The 21,119-nt window shown below is 63.0% G+C and carries 18 protein-coding genes; 9 read left to right on the top strand and 9 right to left on the bottom strand.

From position 1 onward, the window contains the following. Positions 1 to 13: 13 nt before the first annotated feature. Positions 14 to 955, top strand: a complete 942-nt coding sequence (locus HPTL_RS09955) for a CysB family HTH-type transcriptional regulator (protein ID WP_119335838.1) — start codon at positions 14 to 16, stop codon at positions 953 to 955. On the opposite strand, the gene thiD is transcribed toward HPTL_RS09955, so the two are convergent. Continuing rightward, on the bottom strand, positions 943 to 1,866 hold the full coding sequence (thiD, locus tag HPTL_RS09950) for a bifunctional hydroxymethylpyrimidine kinase/phosphomethylpyrimidine kinase (protein ID WP_119335837.1): 924 nt from the start codon (positions 1,864 to 1,866) through the stop codon (positions 943 to 945). The two genes, HPTL_RS09955 and thiD, sit on opposite strands and share 13 nt — an antisense overlap. Then, on the bottom strand, positions 1,863 to 2,792 hold the full coding sequence (gene rpoH / locus HPTL_RS09945; protein ID WP_119335836.1) for an RNA polymerase sigma factor RpoH: 930 nt from the start codon (positions 2,790 to 2,792) through the stop codon (positions 1,863 to 1,865). The genes thiD and rpoH overlap by 4 nt, the downstream gene beginning before the upstream one ends. Positions 2,793 to 3,063: 271 nt before the next feature. Between rpoH and HPTL_RS09940 the strand changes: the two genes are divergently transcribed. Then, a complete protein-coding gene (locus HPTL_RS09940) occupies positions 3,064 to 4,251 on the top strand; it encodes a porin (RefSeq protein WP_119335835.1) in 1,188 nt (395 codons plus the stop codon). Between the two features lie 200 nt (positions 4,252 to 4,451). Here the strand turns inward: HPTL_RS09940 and HPTL_RS09935 are convergent, their stop codons facing one another. Next, positions 4,452 to 5,408 (bottom strand): DnaJ C-terminal domain-containing protein, encoded by a 957-nt coding sequence (locus HPTL_RS09935; protein WP_119335834.1) that lies wholly within the window; start codon positions 5,406 to 5,408, stop codon positions 4,452 to 4,454. Positions 5,409 to 5,616: 208 nt separating this feature from the next. Here HPTL_RS09935 and HPTL_RS09930 point away from each other — a divergent pair, with 208 nt between their 5' ends. After that, on the top strand, positions 5,617 to 7,275 hold the full coding sequence (locus tag HPTL_RS09930) for an ATP-binding protein (RefSeq protein ID WP_119335833.1): 1,659 nt from the start codon (positions 5,617 to 5,619) through the stop codon (positions 7,273 to 7,275). Here HPTL_RS09930 and HPTL_RS09925 read toward each other — a convergent pair. Genes HPTL_RS09925 through HPTL_RS09900 form a run of 6 tightly spaced genes read right to left on the bottom strand, consistent with a single transcriptional unit; the run spans position 7,259 to position 12,687 of the window. Continuing rightward, on the bottom strand, positions 7,259 to 7,681 hold the full coding sequence (locus HPTL_RS09925) for a CoA-binding protein (RefSeq protein ID WP_119335832.1): 423 nt from the start codon (positions 7,679 to 7,681) through the stop codon (positions 7,259 to 7,261). The genes HPTL_RS09930 and HPTL_RS09925 overlap by 17 nt on opposite strands. Then, on the bottom strand, positions 7,678 to 8,712 hold the full coding sequence (gluQRS, locus tag HPTL_RS09920; RefSeq protein WP_119335831.1) for a tRNA glutamyl-Q(34) synthetase GluQRS: 1,035 nt from the start codon (positions 8,710 to 8,712) through the stop codon (positions 7,678 to 7,680). Before gluQRS ends, HPTL_RS09925 begins: the two co-directional genes overlap by 4 nt. Beyond that, positions 8,696 to 10,909, bottom strand: coding sequence for a RelA/SpoT family protein (locus HPTL_RS09915; protein WP_119335830.1), 2,214 nt, complete (start codon positions 10,907 to 10,909; stop codon positions 8,696 to 8,698). Before HPTL_RS09915 ends, gluQRS begins: the two co-directional genes overlap by 17 nt. Positions 10,910 to 10,929: 20 nt before the next feature. Next, the gene (rpoZ, locus tag HPTL_RS09910; RefSeq protein WP_119335829.1) at positions 10,930 to 11,145 is read right to left on the bottom strand and encodes a DNA-directed RNA polymerase subunit omega; all 216 of its coding nucleotides are present in this window, start codon (positions 11,143 to 11,145) and stop codon (positions 10,930 to 10,932) included. An 11-nt stretch (positions 11,146 to 11,156) separates the two neighbouring features. Continuing rightward, positions 11,157 to 11,813, bottom strand: a complete 657-nt coding sequence (gmk, locus tag HPTL_RS09905; RefSeq protein ID WP_119335828.1) for a guanylate kinase — start codon at positions 11,811 to 11,813, stop codon at positions 11,157 to 11,159. A 7-nt stretch (positions 11,814 to 11,820) separates the two neighbouring features. Continuing rightward, entirely contained in the window at positions 11,821 to 12,687 is an 867-nt protein-coding gene (locus tag HPTL_RS09900; RefSeq protein ID WP_119335827.1) for a YicC/YloC family endoribonuclease, read from the bottom strand. A 49-nt stretch (positions 12,688 to 12,736) separates the two neighbouring features. Here HPTL_RS09900 and HPTL_RS09895 point away from each other — a divergent pair, with 49 nt between their 5' ends. The 6 genes from HPTL_RS09895 to metH are packed head-to-tail and all read left to right on the top strand — an operon-like array spanning position 12,737 to position 21,093. Further along, the gene (locus HPTL_RS09895; protein ID WP_119335826.1) at positions 12,737 to 13,660 is read left to right on the top strand and encodes a serine/threonine protein kinase; all 924 of its coding nucleotides are present in this window, start codon (positions 12,737 to 12,739) and stop codon (positions 13,658 to 13,660) included. Between the two features lie 10 nt (positions 13,661 to 13,670). Then, positions 13,671 to 14,588, top strand: coding sequence for a PP2C family protein-serine/threonine phosphatase (locus tag HPTL_RS09890; protein WP_119335825.1), 918 nt, complete (start codon positions 13,671 to 13,673; stop codon positions 14,586 to 14,588). Continuing rightward, positions 14,585 to 15,343 carry a ribonuclease PH gene (gene rph / locus HPTL_RS09885; protein ID WP_119335824.1) on the top strand — a complete coding sequence of 253 codons (759 nt, stop codon included), beginning with the start codon at positions 14,585 to 14,587 and terminating at the stop codon, positions 15,341 to 15,343. Before HPTL_RS09890 ends, rph begins: the two co-directional genes overlap by 4 nt. Then, positions 15,337 to 15,963: an RdgB/HAM1 family non-canonical purine NTP pyrophosphatase gene (rdgB, locus tag HPTL_RS09880; RefSeq protein ID WP_119335823.1), complete on the top strand. Its 627-nt coding sequence runs from the start codon at positions 15,337 to 15,339 to the stop codon at positions 15,961 to 15,963. The genes rph and rdgB overlap by 7 nt, the downstream gene beginning before the upstream one ends. 14 nt (positions 15,964 to 15,977) lie before the next feature. Next, a complete protein-coding gene (gene hemW, locus HPTL_RS09875) occupies positions 15,978 to 17,243 on the top strand; it encodes a radical SAM family heme chaperone HemW (RefSeq protein WP_170141338.1) in 1,266 nt (421 codons plus the stop codon). A 37-nt stretch (positions 17,244 to 17,280) separates the two neighbouring features. Next, complete coding sequence (metH, locus tag HPTL_RS09870) at positions 17,281 to 21,093, top strand: methionine synthase (RefSeq protein WP_119335821.1); 3,813 nt, start codon at positions 17,281 to 17,283, stop codon at positions 21,091 to 21,093. Positions 21,094 to 21,119: the final 26 nt, after the last annotated feature.

Genomic DNA, 21,119 nt, shown 5'->3' with positions numbered 1-21,119 from the left:
AGGTGTCCTGCACATGAATCTACAGCAGTTGCGTTATGTGGTCGAGGTGATTCGCCACGGCATGAACGTTTCCGACGCCGCCGAATCGATGTTTACCTCGCAGCCTGGTGTTTCGAAACAGATTCGGGCGCTCGAGGAGGAGCTGGGTGTCGAGATTTTCGTGCGCCACGGCAAGCGCCTCACCGGATTGACGGAGCCGGGCAAACAGGTGGTTGCGCTCTGTGAGCGGATTCTGCGCGACGTCCATAGCCTCTATACCGTTGCGGAAGAGTTCGCGAAAAGCGACGACGGCGTGTTGGCGATCGCCACCACCCATACCCAAGCGCGCTATGTGCTACCGCCGGTGATCGACCGCTTTCGTCGCCTCTACCCGAAAGTGCGCTTTTCGCTCCATCAGGGGAGCCCCCGGTACGCGTGCGAAATGGTCTTGGCGGGCGATGCCGACCTGGTGATCGCCACCGAAGCGATCAGCCAATACCCGGAACTGGTCGAATTGCCGTGCTACCAATGGACCCATTCGCTGGTGGTGCCCAAAGGGCATCCGCTCGCTACCGTCGAGCCGCTCTCGCTCGAAGCGATCGCGCACTATCCGCTCATCACGTACGACGGCGCGTTCACGGGGCGCGACCACATCAACAAAGCGTTCTTGGGGCGGGCGCTGAAACCAACGGTAGCGCTCACGGCGATCGACTCCGACGTGATCAAGACCTACGTGCGTTTGGGGCTGGGGGTTGGGATCATCGCGAAGATGGCGTTCGACCCCGCTGTCGATGGCGATCTGGTGCAGCGGGATCTCGGCCATTTGATCGAATCGAACGTCACCCGCATCGGGATCCTGCGCAACGCCTACCTGCGCGGCTTCGTCTATGCGTTCATCGAAACGCTTGCGCCCCATTTGAAGCGCGACGTGGTGGCGCGCGTGGTACGCGGTGAGGGCAGTTTTTACGAATTGTGACCGCGAAGCGGCATGTGGCCAAGGGGCTGCGCGCCGCGCCCAGCAGCAATGTGGGGGCACGCACCGATCGCGCGTTGCAGGTAGCGGTGCGCCGCGGCAAAACAGATTTGGGCGGCATCGGCGGTAAGGATCGGGGGGAGTGGGGTCGCTTTGGGGCTGCGTGCGGAAGCCGCTTTCTTTTCTGTATACCAAAAGCCGAGTTCCGCAGTGAGCGCCGCGGCAAGCGTACAACCGGTGCCGTGAAGCGCACCATAGGGTTGGCGGGGGGCGCGGAATTCCAGCATCGTTTCCCCATCGAACGCCAGATCGATCAGCTCGTCGCCCGGCAGATGCCCTCCTTTGAGCACGACCCATCGCCCGGATGTGGCGGGAAGGAGTGCACGCAGCCGTTCCGCGGTGCGGCGCATTTCGGCGCGCGACGTCGCTTCCGGTAAGCCAGTGAGCGCTGCGGCTTCCGGCAGGTTCGGGGTTACCACGGTCGCAAGTGGCAGCAGCTGTTCGACCAAAACGGAGACCGCGTCGGCATCGAGCAGCCGGTCGCCACTGGTCGCGATCATCACCGGGTCGACGACAAGGGGCGGCAGTGCTGCAGGGTCGGGAAACCAGCGGCGCAACGCTGCCGCAACCGTTTCGATCACCGCGCGGTTACCCAGCATCCCGGTTTTGATCGCGGCAACGGGGAGGTCGGCGAAGAGGGTGTCGAGCTGCGCGGCAAGGAAGGTGGGGGGCGGGGTGTGAATCGCAGTGACGCCGCAGGTATTCTGCGCGGTGAGCGCAGTGACCACGCCGCAGCCGAACGCGCCCAGTGCGGTGAAGGTCTTGATGTCGGCCAAGAGCCCCGCGCCGCCAGACGGGTCGACACCGGCGATCGCGACGCAGTTGGGGATAGGGGTGGAGTGGGGTTCGGTCATAACACCGCGTCTGCTTGCGGCGAGAGCCACACCCGCAGTTTTTTCAGCGCCGCCGCTTCGATCTGCCGCACCCGTTCGGCGGAGATGCCGTATTCCGCAGCAAGCTCGTGGAGGGTTGCCGGTTTTTCGGTGAGCCAGCGGCGGGTGACGATCGCGCGGCTGCGTTCGTCGAGCTGCGTGAGCGCCTGCTGCAACCCCTCATGGCTCAACCGTTCCGCTTCCGCTTCGGCAACCGCTTCTTCCGGCGTGCCGCTGGGGTCGGGCAGGTAGGCGAGCGGCGCGCGCCAGTCGGCCTCTTCGTCGCTATCGATCGGCGCCTCCAGCGCAACGTCGCCACCGGCAAAGCGCGCGTGCATCTCTGCGACCTCTTCCGGTTTCACCGCCAGCGTTTCGGCGATCGCGTCGGCTTTCGCGCGGGTGAGCGGTTCGCTGCCCAGGAGTTTGCGCAGGTTGAAGAAGAGTTTTTTCTGCGCCTTGGTGGTCGCGATCTTCACCAGCCGCCAGTTGCGCAGGATATAGTCGTGGATCTCCGCTTTGATCCAGTACGCCGCAAACGTGATGAAGCGCACCCCTTTGTACGGGTCGAAGCGGCGCACCGCTTTGAGGAGCCCCACGTTGCCCTCTTGGATGAGGTCGGCTTCCGGCAAACCGTAGCCGAAATATTGCCGGGCGATCATCACCACGTAGCGCAGGTTCGCGAGCACCAGCTTGCGCGCGGCGTCCAGGTCGTTCGTTTCATGAAAGCGGCGTGCCAGTTCGTGTTCTTCCGCTTCAGAAAGCACGGGAAAACGGTTCACCGCCTGAATGTAGCGGGACAAACTGCTTACCGGACTGGGTAGCGACCCCTGCCACGCCGCGGGCAGCGCCGCGGTGCTGTGGACGCCAGATGCAAGCGGTTGGGGTAGCATCGTTGTGGCTTCGCGCATCGTGATCCCTCCTTCCTCGACCCGATGGTCATTTTAGCACTCTTACCTTTCGAGTGCTAAAACGGACGGAAAGTTCCGCAAAAAACCGTCTCGAACCTTTTGTGGCGCAAATGCAACAGCTCGGTACGCAGAGAGCGGAACAATTGTTCCGCCCCTCTTGCGTTGGGGCGTGATCGTGGTCACAATAAGCGGCAAGCATTCGCGCTTGCGGTGCTCAGTTGGCGGGTGCAGGCGCACCCAGGGTTAACATCTCATGCAGAGGAGAAGCACGATGCAAAAGAAACTGATCGCTCTGGCAGTTGCCGGGCTGGTCGCTGCGCCGGCGATGGCTCAGTCGAACGTGACGATTTATGGCGTGGCGGACGCCTATTTTGGGTTTGGGAGCGAGCCTGGTTTTTCCGTTGGGACTGGCGCAAATGAAAAGATTGTAAATTATGATCTGGATGGTAACGGCAAGATTCAAGACAATTCTCCTAAGTCTGTATCGCAGATTACTGGATTTGCGCCAACCATGTCGATTTCCAATAAAGACCTGTCGTCAATCAATAGCGGCGGGCTGGCCGGTTCCCGTATCGGTTTCAAAGGGTCGGAAGATCTGGGTAATGGCTTGAAAGCGGTCTTTACCCTGGAGCAAGGTTACGCAATCGATACCGGTGCGGCCAGTCCGTCCGTCGGTGACAGCGTCTTCAGCCGTCAAGCGTGGGTCGGGCTGCAGGGCAGCTTCGGTACGGTGTCGCTGGGTCGTCAATACGCGCCGGGGTACTTCGTGGCCGATTATGACGCATTGCTGAGTTCTGCGATCAGCCCGCAATCCACGCTTTCCGTTCTGAACGGCATGACCATTACGCCAAACTCGCCAGCACGTTGGGACAACTCCGTGAAGTACACGGGTAGCTTCGACGCGGTAAACGTGCAAGCCATCTACTCGATGGGTAACACTGAATCGGATGTTACCGGCGTCAACGATGACAACAAATATGGCTTGTCGGCCGCTTACGCCAATGGCCCGGTCAATGTCGGCGTGATCTACCACAACGTGGGTGGCCCGGGTTCCAATCCGGACCAGAAGGAGTGGTTGATCGGTGCTGGGTATGACTTTGGTGTGGCCAAAGTGGTCGGTTCTTATCAGAAGGTGTCGGATTCTGGCAATTTCCGGGATCTCGACGCCAAGTTGTGGAACCTGGGTGTGATCGTGCCGCTGGGCGGTGGCAACCTCCACTTCGCCTACGCGCAAAGCACCGTGGATAATGTGTTGACGGCAACCAAAGCGTGGGGTGGTGTTAACAGCGCTAAGGACTGGAAACCTGCCTCCTACACCTTGGCGTACACCTATCCGTTCTCCAAGCGCACCACCGCGTACGCTGGCTATCAGAAAGTTGACTACGATGGCTTGAACGACCGTAAGACCAAGGCTGACGACAAAGACCTCTTCGTGGTCGGCTTGAACCACAAGTTCTGATCGCATCGGCTGAACGGTTCGATCATGATGAAAAGGGCGCGCAGGCGCCCTTTTCTTTTTGCCTTTTGTGCTCCATGCGTACCGAACTACCTAAACGTTGCGGTTGGCGTTCGGTGCGCTATTCTTCCGTCAGCGGCGGTTGTTGCGCATCGCGCGTTGTTCCAGCAAATCCGCGTCGAACGCAATTCGGCGCGGCGCTTTCATGCGTGGCTCCTTGCGTCAAATTCCGGGAAGGCGTTCGCAAGCGCCTCATACGCGGCGCGTTGCGCGTCGTTCGCAGGTTGCGGAAGGACGACGGTGAGTTCCAGATAGAGGTCGCCCGGCGGGTTTCCGGGAATCCCGCGGCCTTTGACGCGCAGCGTCTTGCCGTTCTGCGCGCCCGCCGGCACGCGGACTTTGAGTTCGCTGCCGTCGGGCAGTCGCACCGGGACGACCGCGCCCAGCGCTGCTTCCCACGGTGCGAGCGGCAGTTTCCGGTAGACGTCACGCCCGGTGACGCGGTAGTCGGCGCTCGGGCGAAAATGGACTTCGAGCAGCAGGTCGCCGTTCGGGCCGCCGTGGATCCCAGGGCCCCCTTGGCCTGCCAGCCGGATGATCTGCCCTTCGCGGATGCCTTTGGGGATCTTGATTTCGAGCGTACGCGGTTTGACCACGAGATGGCCGTGCGCGTCGAACTCCGCAGTGCGCAAGGTCACGGTTTTGGTGCCACCGCGGTAGGCCTCTTCCAGGTCGATGAGGATCTTCGCGTGGTGGTCTTCGCCGCGAAACGCTTGGGTTCCGGTGTGGGCGCGGTGATGGGCTCGGTGTCCGGCACCCATGCGGCCGAAGAGTTCGGCGAAAAAGTCGGAGAAGTCGCCCATCTCGGCAGCGTCGAAGGGGCCGCCGCGAAATTCGAAGCCGGCGTCCCACCCGGGTGGCGGCCGGAACTCTTGCCCGGCCTGGTAGTGGGCGCCCAGTTGGTCGTACGCGGCGCGCTTTTCCGGGTCGGAAAGGACCGCGTAGGCTTCGTTGATCGCTTTCATCTTCTGTTCGGCATCCGGCTCCTTCGAGACGTCTGGGTGGTACTGCCGCGCCAGTTTGCGGTACGCTTTTTTGATCTCGTCCTGGGTCGCAGTGCGCGGCACACCCAAGATTTGGTAGTAGTCGCGAAATTCCATCCGCTCAGCCTTTTTCTGCTTGCATTGCCTGTTTTCAATGTAGGCGCGCGCGGATGGGTTTTCAAGTGGCGCGCTGCGGGTGGGAGCGGAGCGGTTGTGGTGGACAAGCCTAAACGGGGCGGCAAGGTGGTGCGGTTGTGGCGGGCAAGGCCAAACGGGGTGACAAGGTGGTGCGGTAGAATCGGGCAACAGCTTGGGGAGGTGCTCTATGCTCGGCCGTCGCAAACTTCCCATTGGTATTCAGACCTTTGCGAAGATCCGCAACGAAGGTTACTACTACGTGGATAAGACCCCGCTCGTTGCCCTGCTTGCCGAGAGTGGCGGCGCCTATTTTCTGTCTCGTCCACGCCGCTTCGGCAAGTCGCTTTTCCTCGATACCGTGGCCGAAGCTTTTGCCGGAAATCGTGTGCTGTTCGAGGGGGGAGCGCGCGCCGAGCGGCTTGGGGCTGATCCGCAAGCGGCTGCGCGCCCGCGGCTTTATCTTGCCGACCATTGGGATTGGGGCAAGCGCCATCCGATCGTTCGGGTTTCGTTTGCCGAGGGGCGATTGGAGCGGCGGGCGCAGCTCGAGGAACACATCCATGCGGTCCTGGAAGAGAACGCGGAGCGGTTAGCAGTGCCGATCTCGGATCGCGCAAGCGACGTCCATATCCGGTTTCAACAGCTGATTTCGCGCGTGGCAGAGCGGTACGGCGAGCGGGTGGTGGTATTGATCGACGAGTACGACAAGCCGATCCTCGACAATCTCACCGAACCGCAGGTGGCGCGGGCGATGCGCGAGGGGTTGCGAAACTTCTACTCGGTACTGAAGGGGCGTGATGCCGATCTGCGCTTCGTATTGCTGACCGGCGTTTCGAAGTTCAGCAAGGTTTCGCTCTATTCCGGGTTGAACCATCTGCGTGACATTACTTTGTCGCGCGCGTTCGCCACGATCTGTGGCTATACGGAGCACGATCTCGATTCCGTTTTTCAGCCCGAGTTCGCCGCAGCGGCAGAAGCGGGTGTGCCATTGGAGCGGGAAACGGTGCGCCGATGGTATAACGGGTACGCGTGGGAGGGCGAGCCGGTATACAACCCGTTCGACATCTTGCTGCTTTTTGCCGAACGTGTCTTTCGGCCCTGGTGGTTCGAGACGGGGACCTCTTCGTATTTGGTCGACTGGCTTCGCTCACGCGGCTACTTTACCCCTGCGCTGGAACAGACCTTCGCCACGGAACAGCTGCTGTCGGCGTTCGATGTCGATCATATCGAACCGGAAGCGATGCTGTGGCAGAGCGGTTACCTGACGATCGAGGCGGCTATCCCTTCCCATAGGGGAGTGGTCTACCGCTTGCGGTTGCCTAACCAAGAGGTGCGCTCTGCGCTCAACGAGGCGTTGCTCACCGTCTGGGCGCCGCCACAGGTCAATGCGCTTGCCAACGCGGCTACCTTTGCTGTGTACGACATTTTGGCCAAGGGTGATGCGACCGCGCTGCGCGATCATTTCGAACGGCTTTTTGCGGCGATACCGCACGATTGGTATCGTAAGAACCCGATCGCGCAGTACGAGGGCTATTTCGCGAGTGTCTGTTACAGCCATTTGGCAAGCCTGGGCGTGACCATCGTTGCCGAGGATGTCACGAACCAGGGTCGGATCGATCTGACGGTGCAGCACGGCGGTACCGTTTGGGTCTTCGAATTCAAGGTGGGGGAAGGGCAAGGGGCACAGGAGGCGCTTGCTCAGCTTCGAGCCCGGGATTATGCCGCGAAGTACCGCAATGCACCCGGCGTGACCCAAGTGGTCGAGGTCGGGGTGGCCTTTTCGCCGCGCACAAAGCGCATTGCCGGTTGGGAGGTGAATCGGATTGCGGTCAGTTCGGCGGGGTGATGAGCCGCTGATGTTCGATTTTGAGGCATCGGTCTTGCACGACGGTGATGCCGCGCGCGATCAGGGGTTCTACCGCTGCGTCGTTGCGGATCCCAAGCTGTAGCCAGAAGGTTTGGCACCCTTTGGCGAGCGCTGCGGTGACCACTGGCGGGACGTCTTCGGCTTTGCGAAAGACGTCGATGATGTCGATCGCACCGGGCACGTCAGCGAGCGTCGGGTAGGCGGGCAAGCCTTCCCAGGTGGTTAGCCGCGGGTTGATCGGGAGGATTTCGTAGCCGGCGTCGCGCAGATAGCGTGCGACGCGGTAGCTCGCGCGGTCGGGCTTGTCGGAGATGCCGACCACTGCGATGCGGCGCGCGTTCGTAAGGAGCGTTTTGAGCGTTTCGTCGTTTGGGTTGGGGATCATCGTGTGGCTCCGGAAAGGGTCAATGTGCCAAGTGAAGCTGCGGTCGTACCGGCCACCGGCAACGTGGTGACTGCGGGTATCGCGGCTGGGGTCCAGTGGGCAACGGCCCATGCCACGATGGTTTTCGGGGATGCGTTGCAGAGCGCCTTTGGGGGATTTTGCCGCAAAAAGGTGAGCGCGGCAACGAGCGCAGCGGCAAGTGTTCGGGGGTCGTCGTAGGGGAGCGGTGGCGCGAGGTTCTGTTTCGAGAGTTTCTGGCCGTTCGCTGCAAGCGCGACCGGTACGTGGGCGTACTGGGGAACGGGTAGGTCCAGCGCCCGAGCGAGCGCAATCTGGCGGCAGGTGGAGCCGAGGAGATCGGCGCCGCGGACGACGTGGGTGACGCCGATCTGCGCGTCGTCGACCACGACCGCCAGCTGGTACGCGGCAACCCCATCGGCACGCCAGACGATGAAGTCGCCCAGATCTTCGGGGAGGTTTTCAGTGACGCGCCCTTGGATGCGGTCGCAAAAGCTCAGGGTTTCGGTGGTGCGGTAGCGCCACGCCCGGGGTGTGCGCTGAGGGGCAAGGCCGTTGCGGCAGGTGCCGGGGTAGCGGCGACTGCCGTCGATGGCGCGCGGGGCGTCGGCAAGGTCTTTGCGCGTGCAGCCGCACGGGTAGAGGCGACCGTTTTGGCGTAAGGTTTCGAACGCGTCGCGGTAGGCGTCGCGGTGGTGCGACTGGTAGGTGACGGGGCCGTCCCATTCGAGTGCGCACGCTTCGAGTTGGCGAAGGATCGTTTCGGCGGCACCCGGAACGACCCGAGGGGTGTCGAGGTCGTCGATCCGAACGTGCCAATATCCCTGATGCGCGCGCGCGTCGCAGTAGCTCGCGAGCGCCGCGACGAGCGAGCCGAAGTGGAGCGCCCCGGTGGGCGAGGGGGCGAAGCGGCCGTGATACGCGAAGGGCGGTGGTGCGGGTTCCGTGGCGGGGTTTGGGTCAGCGCTGGCTGCAGGTGCCGCGGTTGGGTTCGCGTTAGCGGCGTTCACCATGGTTTGCCAAAAGGCGTTGGATGCGCACAAGGCCCCGTTCCCGGCGGAGCCGTTTGATGATGCGCGCCAAATGGACGCGGTCGCGCACGTCGATCACGAATTGGATCAGGGTGGTGGCTTCGGGTTGCGCGTCGAGCTGGACATGGACGATGTTGCCGCCTTCCTGTGCGATTGCGGCGCTGATCCGCGCAAGCATTCCGATTTCGTCACGGGCGACGACGGTGAGCGCCGCGGGGAAGTGACGCGATTCGGGGATGGTGTCGCTCCATGTGACTTCGACCCAGCGCGGTTTGCCGCCGCGGCGCACGATGGGGCATTCGCTGCGGTGGATGTCGAGGCCGTGCCCTTGCCGCAGGATGCCGACGATGTCGTCGCCGGGCACGGGGCGGCAACAGGTGGCGAAGGTGATCGAGGCGTCGGCGCGTTCGCCCACTTTGAGGCGGGAGAGCGGTTGTGGTTTCAGAAGGCCGCTGCGGCCGCTCTCGTGGTCCTGTGCGGCAACGAGGAGTTCAGCGAGCGCGATCGCGTTGCGGTGCCCCAAACCCACCTCTTGCAGGAGTTGCTTTTTGCTTTTGCCCGAGAGTTGGCGCAGCAGCCGGTCCCACGTGAGCGCGGAGATCGCGCCCAAGGTCAGACCGTAGGGGCGCAGCGCTTGGTCGAGCAGCCGTTCACCCAGGATCACCGCCTGCTCTTGGGTCTCTTGCCGCAGGAAGCGGCGGATCGCGGCGCGGGCGCGCGCGGTGCGGACGAAGTTGAGCCACGCGGGGTTGGGGCTTGGGGTGTTGCTGGTGATGATTTCGACGCGGTCGCCGTTGTTGAGCTCGGTGCGCAGCGGCATCAGCTCACCGTTGATGCGGCACGCGATCGCTGCGTGGCCCACTTCGGAGTGGATCGCGTACGCGAAGTCGACTGCGGTGGCGCCGCGTGGCAGGGAAAAGATCTCGCCGCGCGGGGAAAAGACGAAGACTTCGTTGGGGTAGAGGTCGATACGCACCGCTTCGAGGAAGTCGTGCGCTTCGCTTTCGGCTTGGAGTTCCAGGAGCGACTGCAGCCACGCGTGGGTTTGCCGTTCGGCGTCGCTCGCGGGTTCGGCGCTTTTGTAGAGCCAATGGGCGGCGACCCCTTGTTCGGCGAAACGGTGTTGCTGGACCGTGCGAATCTGGATTTCGAGCGGCACGCCTTGTGGGCCGATCACCGTGGTGTGGAGCGACTGGTAGCCGTTCGGCTTGGGGAGTGCAATGTAGTCTTTGAGTTTGCCGGGGATCGGTTTGAAGTGGCGATGGATCGCGCCCAGGGCGAGGTAGCAGCTTGGTTCGTCGGTGGTGACGATGCGCAGGCCGAAAAGGTCGAGGATCTGCTCGAAGGGAAGATGCTTTTGCCGCATCTTCTGGTAGATCGAGTAGAGGTGCTTTTCGCGGCGGTAGATTTCGGCATGGATGCCCCATTCGGCGAGCGCGGTTGCCACCGCATCGTGCAGTTCGTCGAGCAGTTGCGCGTTGGCGCCGCGCGCCGTTTCGACCGCGGCAGCGAGCACTGCGTGCCGCCACGGGTGTTCGGCGGCAAACGCCAGGTCTTGGAGTTCGCGAAAGAGGGCGTTCAGCCCCAAACGGTGGGCGATCGGGGCGAAGATTTCGAGGGTTTCATGGGCGATGCGCCGCCGTTTGTGGGATTTGAGCGCCGAAAGGGTGCGCATGTTGTGGAGGCGGTCGGCGAGTTTGATCAAAATCACCCGCACGTCGCGCGCCATCGCAAGGAACATTTTGCGAAAGTTCTGCGCTTGTGCCTCTTCGACGGTTTGCGATTCCAGCTTTTCGAGTTTGGTGAGCGCATCGACCAGTTCGGCAACGGTGGTGCCGTAGCGGTGCGCGATTTCGTGCTTCTTGACGCCGCAATCTTCGATCACGTCGTGGAGCAGCGCCGCGATGATGCCGTTGTCGTCGATGTGCCACTGCGCCGAGATTTCGGCAACCGCGATCGGATGGGTGACGTAGGGTTCGCCACTTGCGCGCTTCTGGCCCTCATGGGCCCATGCGGCGAAATGGACCGCATCGTCGATTCGGGCAAGCGCTGCGGCGTCAAGGTAGGTAGCGAGCGTTTTGCGCAGCGCGCCGTAAGTGACCGGGATGTTTTGTGGTTGAAAAGGGCTGAGCCGGGAAGGCGGCGCGGCAGCCGCAGCGGGAGGGGGTGCGTCTGCCATCGCGGCTTCCCGGTTGCGGATCAGGTGTTGCGTTTTTCCAGGATCTCTGCGCCCACCGCACCGGCGGCGATTTCCCGCAGCGCGATCACGGTGGGTTTGTCTTTGCTGTTGGGTTTGAGCGGAATCAGCGGTTCCGCGCCAAGACTCAACTGCCGCGCGCGCGTTGCGGCGGCGAGCGTCATTTCGAAGCGGTTGGGGATCTTTTTGAGACAGTCGTCTGCAGTGATGCGTGCCATCTTCGGGTTCCTCAATGCGTTGGGGACAATGCGGCAATTTCCGAGAAAAGTTTCCGATGCCGTGCAGCCTGTTTGGCGGTACGGCACCGTTCAGCGGTAACGACCGCGATGAGTTCTTGGGTTGCGACGTCCAAGCAATCATTGATGATAGCATATTCGAACTCATGGACGTGGCGAAGTTCCTCATGGGCGTTCGCAAGGCGTTTCGCGATCACCGCGTCCGAGTCCGAAGCCCGTTTGCGCAGCCGCGCTTCCAGTTCGGCAAACGAGGGGGGGAGGATGAAGATCGTGACGCAGGCGGGGAAACGCGCTTTGATCTGTCGCGCGCCTTGCCAATCGATTTCCAGCAATACGTCGTGGCCAGCTGTGAGTTCCGCCTCGACCCACGCGCGCGCGGTTCCGTAGTAGTTGCCGTGGACTTCGGCCCATTCGAGAAAGGCGCCGTTTTCGACCATCGTGCGAAATTGCGCTGGGGAAACGAAGTGGTAGTGAACGCCGTTTTGTTCGCCAGGGCGTGGAGCGCGTGTGGTATAGGAGACCGAGAGGCGAAGGAGCGGGTCGGACTCGATCAGGCGGTGGACGAGGGTGGTTTTGCCCGCTCCGGATGGTGCGCTGACCACGAAGAGCGTTCCGGCGAAGTTGACGGTTGGGTTTGTAGTCGTGTTCATCTGAGGGTCACTCGATATTTTGCACCTGTTCGCGCATCTGTTCGATCAATACCTTCATTTCCAGCGCGATGCGGGTGAGGTCCGGGTGTGCTGCTTTCGCCGAGAGGGTGTTGGCTTCGCGGTGGAACTCCTGCATCAAGAAGTCGAGCCGTTTCCCGACGGGGCCGTCGCGGGTAAGCGTATGGGCGAGTTCGTCGAGGTGGGCGTCCAAGCGATCGAGCTCTTCGGCGACGTCGACTTTCTGGGCGTAGAGTGCTACCTCTTGGCGGATGCGATCCTCGGTCTCGGGCGTGGTGATCTGGGCAAGCGCTGCAGAGAGTTGCGCGGCGTAGCGGGCGTGCGCTTCGGGGGCGAGACGGCGCGCTTCGCGGACCCATTCGCGGAGTTGCTGGGCGCGCGTTTCGAGCGCTGCAGCCAATTGCGCCCCTTCACGGGCGCGGTGGGCGATGAGTTCGTCCACTGCGGCGTCGAACGCGGCAAGGAGCGCCGCACGTTGGGCTTCGGTGTCGTCGGCATCACCTGAGAGCACCCCGGGCCATTGCGCGATTTCGCCGACAGAGAGGGGCGGCGCGTCGGGAAAGTGGTCGCGAATGGTTGCTTGGAGCTGCGCCAAGGCCGCCAATGCTTTTGGGTCGACAGCGGGCGGAGGGCTTTCCGCGGTGTGTTGGAGTTGTAGACGCACTTCGACTTTGCCCCGTTTGATTCGTCCGGCAAGGCGCTGGCGCAATTCCGGCTCCAAAGGCCGCCACGGGTCGGAGAGGCGAAAGGAGAGGTCGAGGAAGCGATTGTTGACGCTTCTGAGCTCCCACGTGGCTTCAGCAGCGGGGCCAAGCGCGATGCGCTTCGCCGCGAACGCGGTCATGCTGTGGATCATCGGCTGGCTCGTTATAATGCGATGATGGGAATTGTACACGCTGCCCACCATGGCTGAAAGTGCGCCGAACGTTCCGTTGCCCGTCGGATGGTTGGTGGAGGGTTACCGGATCCGATCGCTCGTGGCGCGCGGGGGCTTTTCATTCGTCTATCGGGTTACGGGAATGGACGGGCAGACCTACGCGCTCAAAGAGTTTTTCCCGCACGAGATGGTCGTGCGCCACGCCAAAGAGGTCGAGCCGACCGTTTTGCCAGGAAAAGAGAAGGCGTTTTACTTCGGCTTGAAATGTTTTTTCGACGAGGGGCGAACGTTGGGGCAGATCGGGCATCCCAACATCGTGCGGGTCTATAGCCTCTTTCGCGCGTTCGAGACGGTCTTTCTGGCGATGGCGTTCGAGGAAGGGGCGAGTTTACACGACTACATCCGCCGTAAGCGCGGGCGATTGCGTGAGACGTTTATTCGCGTGCTGCTCATTCGGCTGCTCAAAGCGTTGCGAGAGATTCATGCGCACAAACTGCTCCACCTCGACCTCAAGCCCGCCAATATTTTGTTGCGCCAGGGGGGAGATCCGGTGCTGATCGATTTCGGTTCGGCGCGGCAAGGGATCGCGCACGAGATCGCTTGGGTGCGGACGATGTTCACACCGGGGTACGCGCCGCCCGAACAGCTGGAAGCGAAAAAAGAGGCGATCGGCCCGTGGACCGATCTCTACGCGTTGGGTGGGATCGTCTATGCGTGCATGACGGGCAGTTCGCCGCCGCGCGCCGAGGAGCGCCAGACCGCAGACCCGGTGCCGTGTAAGTTGGCCGAACTGCAAGGAGTTTATAGCGCAGAGCTTTTGGACTTGACCGCGCAACTTTTGGCGCTCGATGTCGCGAACCGGCCGCAGAGCGCCTATCAAGTCTATAAACGGATCGCTGAAAGTACCTACCAATTGACGCGAACGAGTACGCTCGTGGTGGGCGGCGAATAGGGGAAAGAGGATGCGGTTTGCCATTTTCCAGGCGACCTCGGTGGGCGATCGCCGCAAAAACGAAGACCGGGCTGGTTATGCTTACTCCCGCGACGCACTCCTCATGATGGTCGCCGACGGGATGGGGGGGCATGTCTCGGGTGACCGTGCCGCAGAGGTCGCGGTACAGGTTTTGGCCAAAGCCTTCTCGCTTGCGGCAAAGCCCACGGTCGATGATCCCGCGGCTTTTTTGGCCCACGCGTTCATCGAAGCCCATTTCGCGGTGAATGCGCTCGTTGCCGGCGATCGCGCCGGTAGCGATCAGCAACCGAGGACAACGCTGGTTGCCGCGTTGGTGCAAAATGGGCAGCTGTGGATCGCCCACGTCGGTGATTCGCGCCTCTACCATCTGCGTAACGGGCGGGTGACGCTGCGCACGACCGACCACTCCCAAGCGCAGCTCTTACTGCAGCAAGGGCTCTTGACCGAAGCGGATCTGCGGTACCACCCGTCGCGCAACCGGCTGCTGGCGTCGATCGGCGGTGAAGAGGTGCCGCGGGTCGAATTCACGCGGCGCGTCACGTTGCAGCACAACGATGTCGTCGCCCTCTGCTCCGACGGGTTGTGGGGGCAAGTGGACGACGAAGAGATCGCGAAGCGCCTCTCTGTGCCCAACCTGGAGTGGGCAACCAAAGCGCTGGTCGAAGAGGCGGTGACCCGCGCGATGGGCCATTCCGACAATGTGACGCTCTTGACGATGCGGTGGCTGGAAACCGCGCACGAATCGCTCGATGCCGTATTGACCGAGACCACCGCGGGGGTGGTGACCTCGATTTTTTCCGAGATGGACGACGCGGTGCCGAGCGATCTCGTGTTGTCCGACGACGAAGTCGATCGGGCAATTCAGGAGATCAACGAAACGATCGAAAAATTCCGGAGGAACCGATGAGCGAGCGTGTCGATGGCCGCGCTGCGGATGTGTTACGGCCTGTCACCATTACCCCAGGGGTCGCGCCTTATGCCGAAGGTTCGGCGTTGATCGCGCTGGGCAATACCCGAGTGCTGTGCACGGCAAGCGTCGAGGCGCGCGTGCCGCCGCATCGCAAAGAGAGTGGCGGCGGTTGGGTCACCGCGGAGTATGGGATGTTGCCGCGCGCGACGCACACCCGCAGTGAGCGCGAAGCGGTACGCGGCAAACAAAGCGGGCGTACCCAAGAGATACAACGGTTGATCGGACGGAGTCTGCGGATGGCGGTCGATCTCGACCGCTTGGGGCCGCGGCAGATCGTTCTCGATTGCGACGTGTTGCAAGCCGATGGCGGGACCCGCTGCGCGGCGATCACCGGGGGCTGGGTGGCGTTGGCGCTCGCGTGCGACCGTCTGGTGCGCGAGGCGGTGCTACCCTCGTCCCCCCTGGTTGCGCAGATCGCCGCGGTCTCGGTGGGGGTCGTTGCGGGGGCGCGTCTGCTCGACCTGGCATATGAGGAAGACTTCCGCTGTACGTTCGATATGAACGTGGTGATGAACGCGCGTCAGGAACTCATCGAAATCCAGGGTACGGCAGAAGGGCAAGGGGTGTCGCGTGCCGAGTTCATGCAGCTGCTGACCCTTGCCGAACACGGGATTGAGGGGCTTATCGCTGCGCAACGGGCTGCGTTGCAGGCTGCTGGCGTAGCGCTGGCCGAGGAGTGTGGAAGATGGTGACCGTGGTACTCGCGAGTGACAATCGCGGCAAACTCGCTGAATTCGAGGCGCTGCTCGCACCGCTCGGGGTGACGGTGCGGCCGCAGGGCGCTTTCGCGGTGCCCGCGGCGAGCGAGCCGTACGGTACGTTCCTGGAGAACGCGCTCGCGAAAGCGCGGCATGCTGCACGTCTGACCGGGTTGCCCGCGTTGGCCGACGATTCCGGACTGGTCGTGCCCGCACTCGGTGGGGCACCGGGGGTCTTTTCGGCGCGCTACGCGGGGGAGCCGAAATCGGACGCGCGCAACAACGACAAATTGCTGGCCGAAATGGCAGCGCTTGAAGGGGAAGCGCGCCGTGCCTACTTTTACGCCTGCCTGGTTTTCGTCGTGCACGGTGACGATCCTACCCCGTTCGTCGCCGAAGGGCGGTGGTGGGGGACGATTGCCGAGGCTCCCCGCGGCACGAACGGGTTTGGTTACGACCCGCTCTTTATCGACCCGGAGTCGAACCAAACCGCTGCGGAACTCACGCGCGACGAGAAAAACCGTCGTAGCCACCGTGCGCGCGCTGTTGCGCGACTCGTGGCGGCGTGGCCCGAACTGTCTGCGGCGCTTCCGACTGCTACCGTGCGCTCGTAAGGTCCCTGCGCATCGTGACAAAGCCCGACGCGTACCCGGTCACTCCGCCAAACGAACGGGAATCCTACCCGGCACCGAGTAAGCCCCCGCCCCTAGCCCTTTATATCCACGTCCCTTGGTGTGTGCGCAAGTGCCCCTACTGCGATTTCAACTCGCACCCGCAACGGGGGGCGTTGCCGGAACGGGCTTTTGTGGCGGCACTCGCCGAAGATCTGGCACACGATGCGGCGCTCGTTTCCGGCCGCACTGTTACCTCGATCTTTTTCGGTGGCGGCACACCCAGTCTGCTGTCACCCGATGCCATCGCGGCGATTTTGCAGCAGGTGCGCGCCACGCTTCCCGTCGCCGCAAACGCCGAGGTGACGCTCGAAGCCAATCCGGGGGCCACCGAAATCGCAGCCTTGTCGGCGTGGCGCGACGCCGGGGTGAACCGGGTGTCGATCGGGGTGCAGAGCCTCGATCCCGTGGGGCTCGCCGAATTAGGGCGCATCCATGACGCTCCCACGGCGGAACGGACTGTTGCCGCTGCGCTCGAGGTATTCCCGCGCGTCAATGCCGATCTGATCTACGGCTGGCCGGGACAGACCCCGCAAGGAGCGGAAGCGGAGGTGATGCGGTTGCTCGCCCTTGGTGTCGCGCACGTTTCGGCGTATGAGCTGACGATCGAACCCAACACACCGTTTGCCGCAGCGCCACCGGCTGGCCTGCCGGACGAGACGCGTTTGGGGGCGATCGAAGCGGCGGTTCATGCGGTGTTGGCAGGCGCTGGGTTCTCGCGCTACGAAGTGAGTGCGTTTGCCAAGCCCGACCACCGCGCGCGCCACAACCTCAACTATTGGACCTTTGGCGATTACCTTGGGATTGGGCCGGGCGCGCATGGCAAGATTTCGTTTCCCGGTTCGGGCATTCTGCGAACCCGCAAGCGCGCGCATCCCAACGATTACCTTTCGGCAGGGCAGCATAGGAACCGCCCAGACCGTGCCCAGGGCTTGGACACCTCGTCCGTGACCAACCCCTATACCGCTGCGGCACATTGGGTGCAGGCAGACGCGTTGCCGTTCGAGTTCCTGATGAACGCGCTGCGCCTGGCCGAAGGGGTGCCGCGCCCGCTTTTTACCGAACGGACCGGGTTGCCATTCGCGGCGATCGCAGACACCTGGGAGCGGCTCGCTGCGCGTGGCTGGGTGGTGGACGATGCGGCGCGTCTGGCGTGCACGCCACTTGGTTGGCGTTACCTCAACACCGTCCTCGAAGCGTTCCTGGACCCTATGGTATGCTAATCGGTTCCCCAACGGAGCCTCTTTGACGGAAATAGCGATGCAACCCGACCGAACCGCCGAATTGACCGCGTTACTCGAAACCCGCGTGCTGCTTTTGGACGGCGCGATGGGGACGATGATTCAGCGGTACCGCTTCGACGAAGCCGATTTTCGTGGAACACGCTTTGCCGATCACCCCACTGAGCTCAAAGGCAACAACGACCTTCTGACGCTTACCCAGCCCGACGCGATCGCTGCGATTCACCGCGCCTACCTCGACGCAGGCGCGGACATCATCGAGACCAACACCTTCAACAGCACGCGCGTGTCGCAAAGCGACTACGGGTTGGAAGCGCTGGCGTACGAATTGAACCGCGAAGGGGCGGCGATCGCGCGCCGCCTTGCCGATGAATATACGGCGAAAACCCCGGAAAAACCGCGTTTCGTCGCCGGGGTGCTGGGCCCCACGTCGAAAACCCTTTCCCTGTCACCCGACGTGAACGACCCCGGTTACCGCGCGATCACCTTCGACGCGCTCGCCGACGACTACTTTGACGCGGCGCGCGGCCTCATCGACGGCGGTGCGGATCTCATCCTCATCGAAACGGTCTTCGATACGCTCAATGCCAAAGCGGCGGTCTTGGCGCTCGAGCGGCTCTTCGCCGAACGCGGCCAGCGGCTGCCGATCATGATCTCTGGGACGATCACCGATGCCGCCGGGCGCACCCTTTCGGGACAGACGCCGGAGGCGTTCTGGGCGAGCCTTGCGCACGCCCGCCCGCTCACCTTCGGGTTCAACTGTGCACTCGGTGCGCGCGAATTGCGGCCGCACATCGAAACGATCGCGCGGGTGTGCGACACCTTCGTTTCGGCCCACCCCAACGCGGGGCTGCCCAACCCGTTGGCGCCGACCGGTTACGACGAAACGCCGGAGATGCTCGCTGCCGAAGTCGAAGGGTGGCTTGCCGAAGGGTTCGTGAACGTGGTCGGCGGTTGCTGTGGCACGACTCCGGAGCACATCGCGGCGTTGGCGGAGGTGGCCAAGCGCTATCCGCCGCGCAAACGCCCGGCCCCCAGCAAGACGCTGGTGTTGTCGGGGCTCGAACCACTCGTCGTCGATGCAACCACCGGTTTCATCAACGTCGGGGAGCGAACCAACGTTGCCGGGTCGAAAAAATTCGCGCGCCTCATCCGTGAGGAGCGCTACGACGAAGCGCTTGCGGTTGCCGCGCAACAGGTCGAAGCGGGCGCGCAAGCGATCGACGTCAATATGGACGACGCGATGCTCGATGCGCCGAGCGCGATGAGCCGTTTCTTGCAACTGGTTGCCGCAGAGCCGGAAATCGCTCGGGTTCCCGTGATGGTCGACTCCTCGCGGTGGGAAGCGATCGTTGCCGGGTTGAAATGCCTGCAGGGAAAAGGGATCGTCAATTCGATCTCACTCAAAGAGGGCGAAGCGACGTTCCTTGCGCAAGCGCGTGAAGCGCGGCGGCTGGGCGCTGCGGTGGTGGTGATGTGCTTCGACGAAGCGGGGCAGGCCGATACCTTTGCCCGCAAGATCGAAATCGCGGAACGAGCCTATCGGCTGCTCACCGCAGACGGATTCCCGCCGCACGAGATCATCATCGACCCCAACGTCTTCGCGATCGCTACCGGGATCCCGGAGCACGACCGCTACGCGCTCGATTTCATCGAAGCGGTACGCTGGATTCACGAAAACCTGCCGGAGGCGAAAACCAGTGGTGGGATCTCCAACGTCTCGTTTGCGTTTCGCGGCAACGACACCGTTCGCGAAGCGATGCACACGGTGTTCCTCTACCATGCGATCGCTGCGGGACTCACGATGGGGATCGTCAATGCGGGGCAACTGGGCATCTACGACGCGCTCGACCCGGAACTGCGCGCGGTGGTCGAAGATGCACTATTGTGCCGACGCCCCGACGCCGCGGAGCGGTTGATCGCGTTTGCGCAAACGCTTGCCGAACGGGGGCAGGGGCAAGGGAGCCAGACGGCGCAGACGGCGCTCGAATGGCGCAACTTGCCGGTTGCGGAGCGGCTCAAGCACGCGCTCGTCAAAGGGATCACCGAATTCGTCGTCGAAGACACCGAAGCGATGCGCGCCGAATTCGCGCAGCAAGGGAAAGGGCCGCTTGCGGTGATCGAGGGGCCACTGATGGACGGGATGAACGTCGTCGGTGACCTTTTCGGCGCGGGCAAGATGTTCTTGCCGCAAGTGGTGAAGTCGGCGCGCGTGATGAAGATGGCTGTGGCCCATCTGCTGCCCTATATCGAGGCGGAAAAAGCGGCGAGCGGCAACACCGCGGCGAAAGGGAAGGTGGTGATCGCCACCGTCAAGGGCGACGTGCACGACATCGGCAAGAACATCGTCAGCGTCGTGCTGGCCTGTAATGGCTACGAGGTGATCGACCTGGGCGTGATGGTGCCGTGCGAAAAGATTTTGGCCGAGGCCAAAGCGCATGGGGCCGATGCGATCGGCCTTTCCGGGCTCATCACCCCGTCCCTCGAAGAGATGGCCCATGTGGCGAAAGAGATGCAACGCCAAGGGTTCAAGGTGCCGCTCTTGATCGGCGGCGCGACGACGAGTCGAACCCATACCGCGGTCAAGATCGCCCCGCACTACGATGCCGGTGTGGTCTGGGTGCCGGACGCATCGCGCGCGGTGGGGGTGGTTTCGGCGCTCCTCTCCCCAGAAAGCAGCGCCTATTTGGCGAACGTCCGTGCCGAGTACGACCGCATTCGGGCGCGCCACGCGCAGAAACAGGGGTTTCGGGTTGTTCCGCTCGAAACGGCGCGGCAAAACGCGTTTGCCACCGACTGGGCGCACTACCAACCCCCGTGCCCCAAGCGCGAAGGGATTTTTACCGAAACGGTGCCGCTTGCTACGCTCGTTGGCTACATCGATTGGGCACCCTTTTTCCAGACGTGGGATCTTTCCGGGAAATTTCCGGCGATCCTTGATGACGCCACCGTCGGGGAAACGGCGCGAAACGTTTTTCGCGACGCCGTTGCGCTCGTTGCCGCGCTGGTTGCGGCGGACCCGGCCTCCCAGGGCATCACACCGCATTGGCACGAAGCGGTAGAGAACCTCTTGCCGCAGGGGGTGGTGCCGCTTGCGGATGGTGTGGTCGGCACCAGTGGAACACTCACGGCCCGTGCGGTTTGGGGCCTGTTCCCGGCGCAGCGGGTGGCGCCCGAGGATATCGCGATCTATCCCCCCAATACGCAGCCGTGGCGGGATGCGGGGGATCCGCTCATGGTCTGGCATGGCCTGCGGCAACAGCACGAACGGCCTACCGACCAACCCCATTACGCGTTGGCCGACTTTGTCGCGCCCGTGGGGACGCCCGATTGGATCGGCGCGTTTGTGGTCACCGCCGGGATTGGGATCGAACCGCTTCTTGCGGCCTATGCCGAGCGCCACGACGATTATCACGCGATTCTCCTCAAAGCGGTTGCGGATCGACTCGCCGAAGCGTGCGCCGAGTGGTTGCACGAACGGATTCGGCGCACGGAATGGGGGTACGCGCCGGACGAGTACCTGACCAACGACGAGCTGATCGCTGAAAAGTACCGCGGCATCCGGCCCGCACCGGGGTATCCGGCCTGTCCCGACCATACGGTGAAGCGCGACCTGTTCGCACTGCTGGAGGTACCCCAGCGCATCGGCGTGACGCTCACCGAAAGTTTCGCGATGCATCCCGCCGCGAGCGTCTCCGGCTTCTACTTCAGCCACCCCCAAGCGCGCTACTTCGCGATCCCCAAGATCGGCGACGATCAACTGCGCGATTGGGCGCGCCGCACTGGGATGGCGCTGGACGAAGCCGAGCGGTGGCTTGCCCCGATTCTCTGAAAAAGGCGGAGCGGCGTGTTTGCGCG

The organism is Hydrogenophilus thermoluteolus, from assembly GCF_003574215.1.
Classification (GTDB): domain Bacteria; phylum Pseudomonadota; class Gammaproteobacteria; order Burkholderiales; family Rhodocyclaceae; genus Hydrogenophilus; species Hydrogenophilus thermoluteolus.
Note: the sequence above shows the minus strand (reverse complement) of the source record. Positions and strands in the feature narration are given on the sequence as shown.

Coding starts and splice junctions, on each gene's coding strand:
- rpoZ (WP_119335829.1), bottom strand. CDS start 11,145: ATGGCACGCATCACTGCAGACGACTGTCTCAAAAAGATCCCCAACCGC.
- HPTL_RS09890 (WP_119335825.1), top strand. CDS start 13,671: ATGCGGTTTGCCATTTTCCAGGCGACCTCGGTGGGCGATCGCCGCAAA.
- metH (WP_119335821.1), top strand. CDS start 17,281: ATGCAACCCGACCGAACCGCCGAATTGACCGCGTTACTCGAAACCCGC.
- HPTL_RS09895 (WP_119335826.1), top strand. CDS start 12,737: ATGGCTGAAAGTGCGCCGAACGTTCCGTTGCCCGTCGGATGGTTGGTG.
- rpoH (WP_119335836.1), bottom strand. CDS start 2,792: ATGCGCGAAGCCACAACGATGCTACCCCAACCGCTTGCATCTGGCGTC.
- thiD (WP_119335837.1), bottom strand. CDS start 1,866: ATGACCGAACCCCACTCCACCCCTATCCCCAACTGCGTCGCGATCGCC.
- gmk (WP_119335828.1), bottom strand. CDS start 11,813: ATGAACACGACTACAAACCCAACCGTCAACTTCGCCGGAACGCTCTTC.
- HPTL_RS09925 (WP_119335832.1), bottom strand. CDS start 7,681: ATGATCCCCAACCCAAACGACGAAACGCTCAAAACGCTCCTTACGAAC.
- rdgB (WP_119335823.1), top strand. CDS start 15,337: ATGGTGACCGTGGTACTCGCGAGTGACAATCGCGGCAAACTCGCTGAA.
- HPTL_RS09915 (WP_119335830.1), bottom strand. CDS start 10,909: ATGGCAGACGCACCCCCTCCCGCTGCGGCTGCCGCGCCGCCTTCCCGG.
- HPTL_RS09930 (WP_119335833.1), top strand. CDS start 5,617: ATGCTCGGCCGTCGCAAACTTCCCATTGGTATTCAGACCTTTGCGAAG.
- HPTL_RS09955 (WP_119335838.1), top strand. CDS start 14: ATGAATCTACAGCAGTTGCGTTATGTGGTCGAGGTGATTCGCCACGGC.
- HPTL_RS09940 (WP_119335835.1), top strand. CDS start 3,064: ATGCAAAAGAAACTGATCGCTCTGGCAGTTGCCGGGCTGGTCGCTGCG.
- rph (WP_119335824.1), top strand. CDS start 14,585: ATGAGCGAGCGTGTCGATGGCCGCGCTGCGGATGTGTTACGGCCTGTC.
- gluQRS (WP_119335831.1), bottom strand. CDS start 8,712: ATGGTGAACGCCGCTAACGCGAACCCAACCGCGGCACCTGCAGCCAGC.
- HPTL_RS09935 (WP_119335834.1), bottom strand. CDS start 5,408: ATGGAATTTCGCGACTACTACCAAATCTTGGGTGTGCCGCGCACTGCG.
- HPTL_RS09900 (WP_119335827.1), bottom strand. CDS start 12,687: ATGATCCACAGCATGACCGCGTTCGCGGCGAAGCGCATCGCGCTTGGC.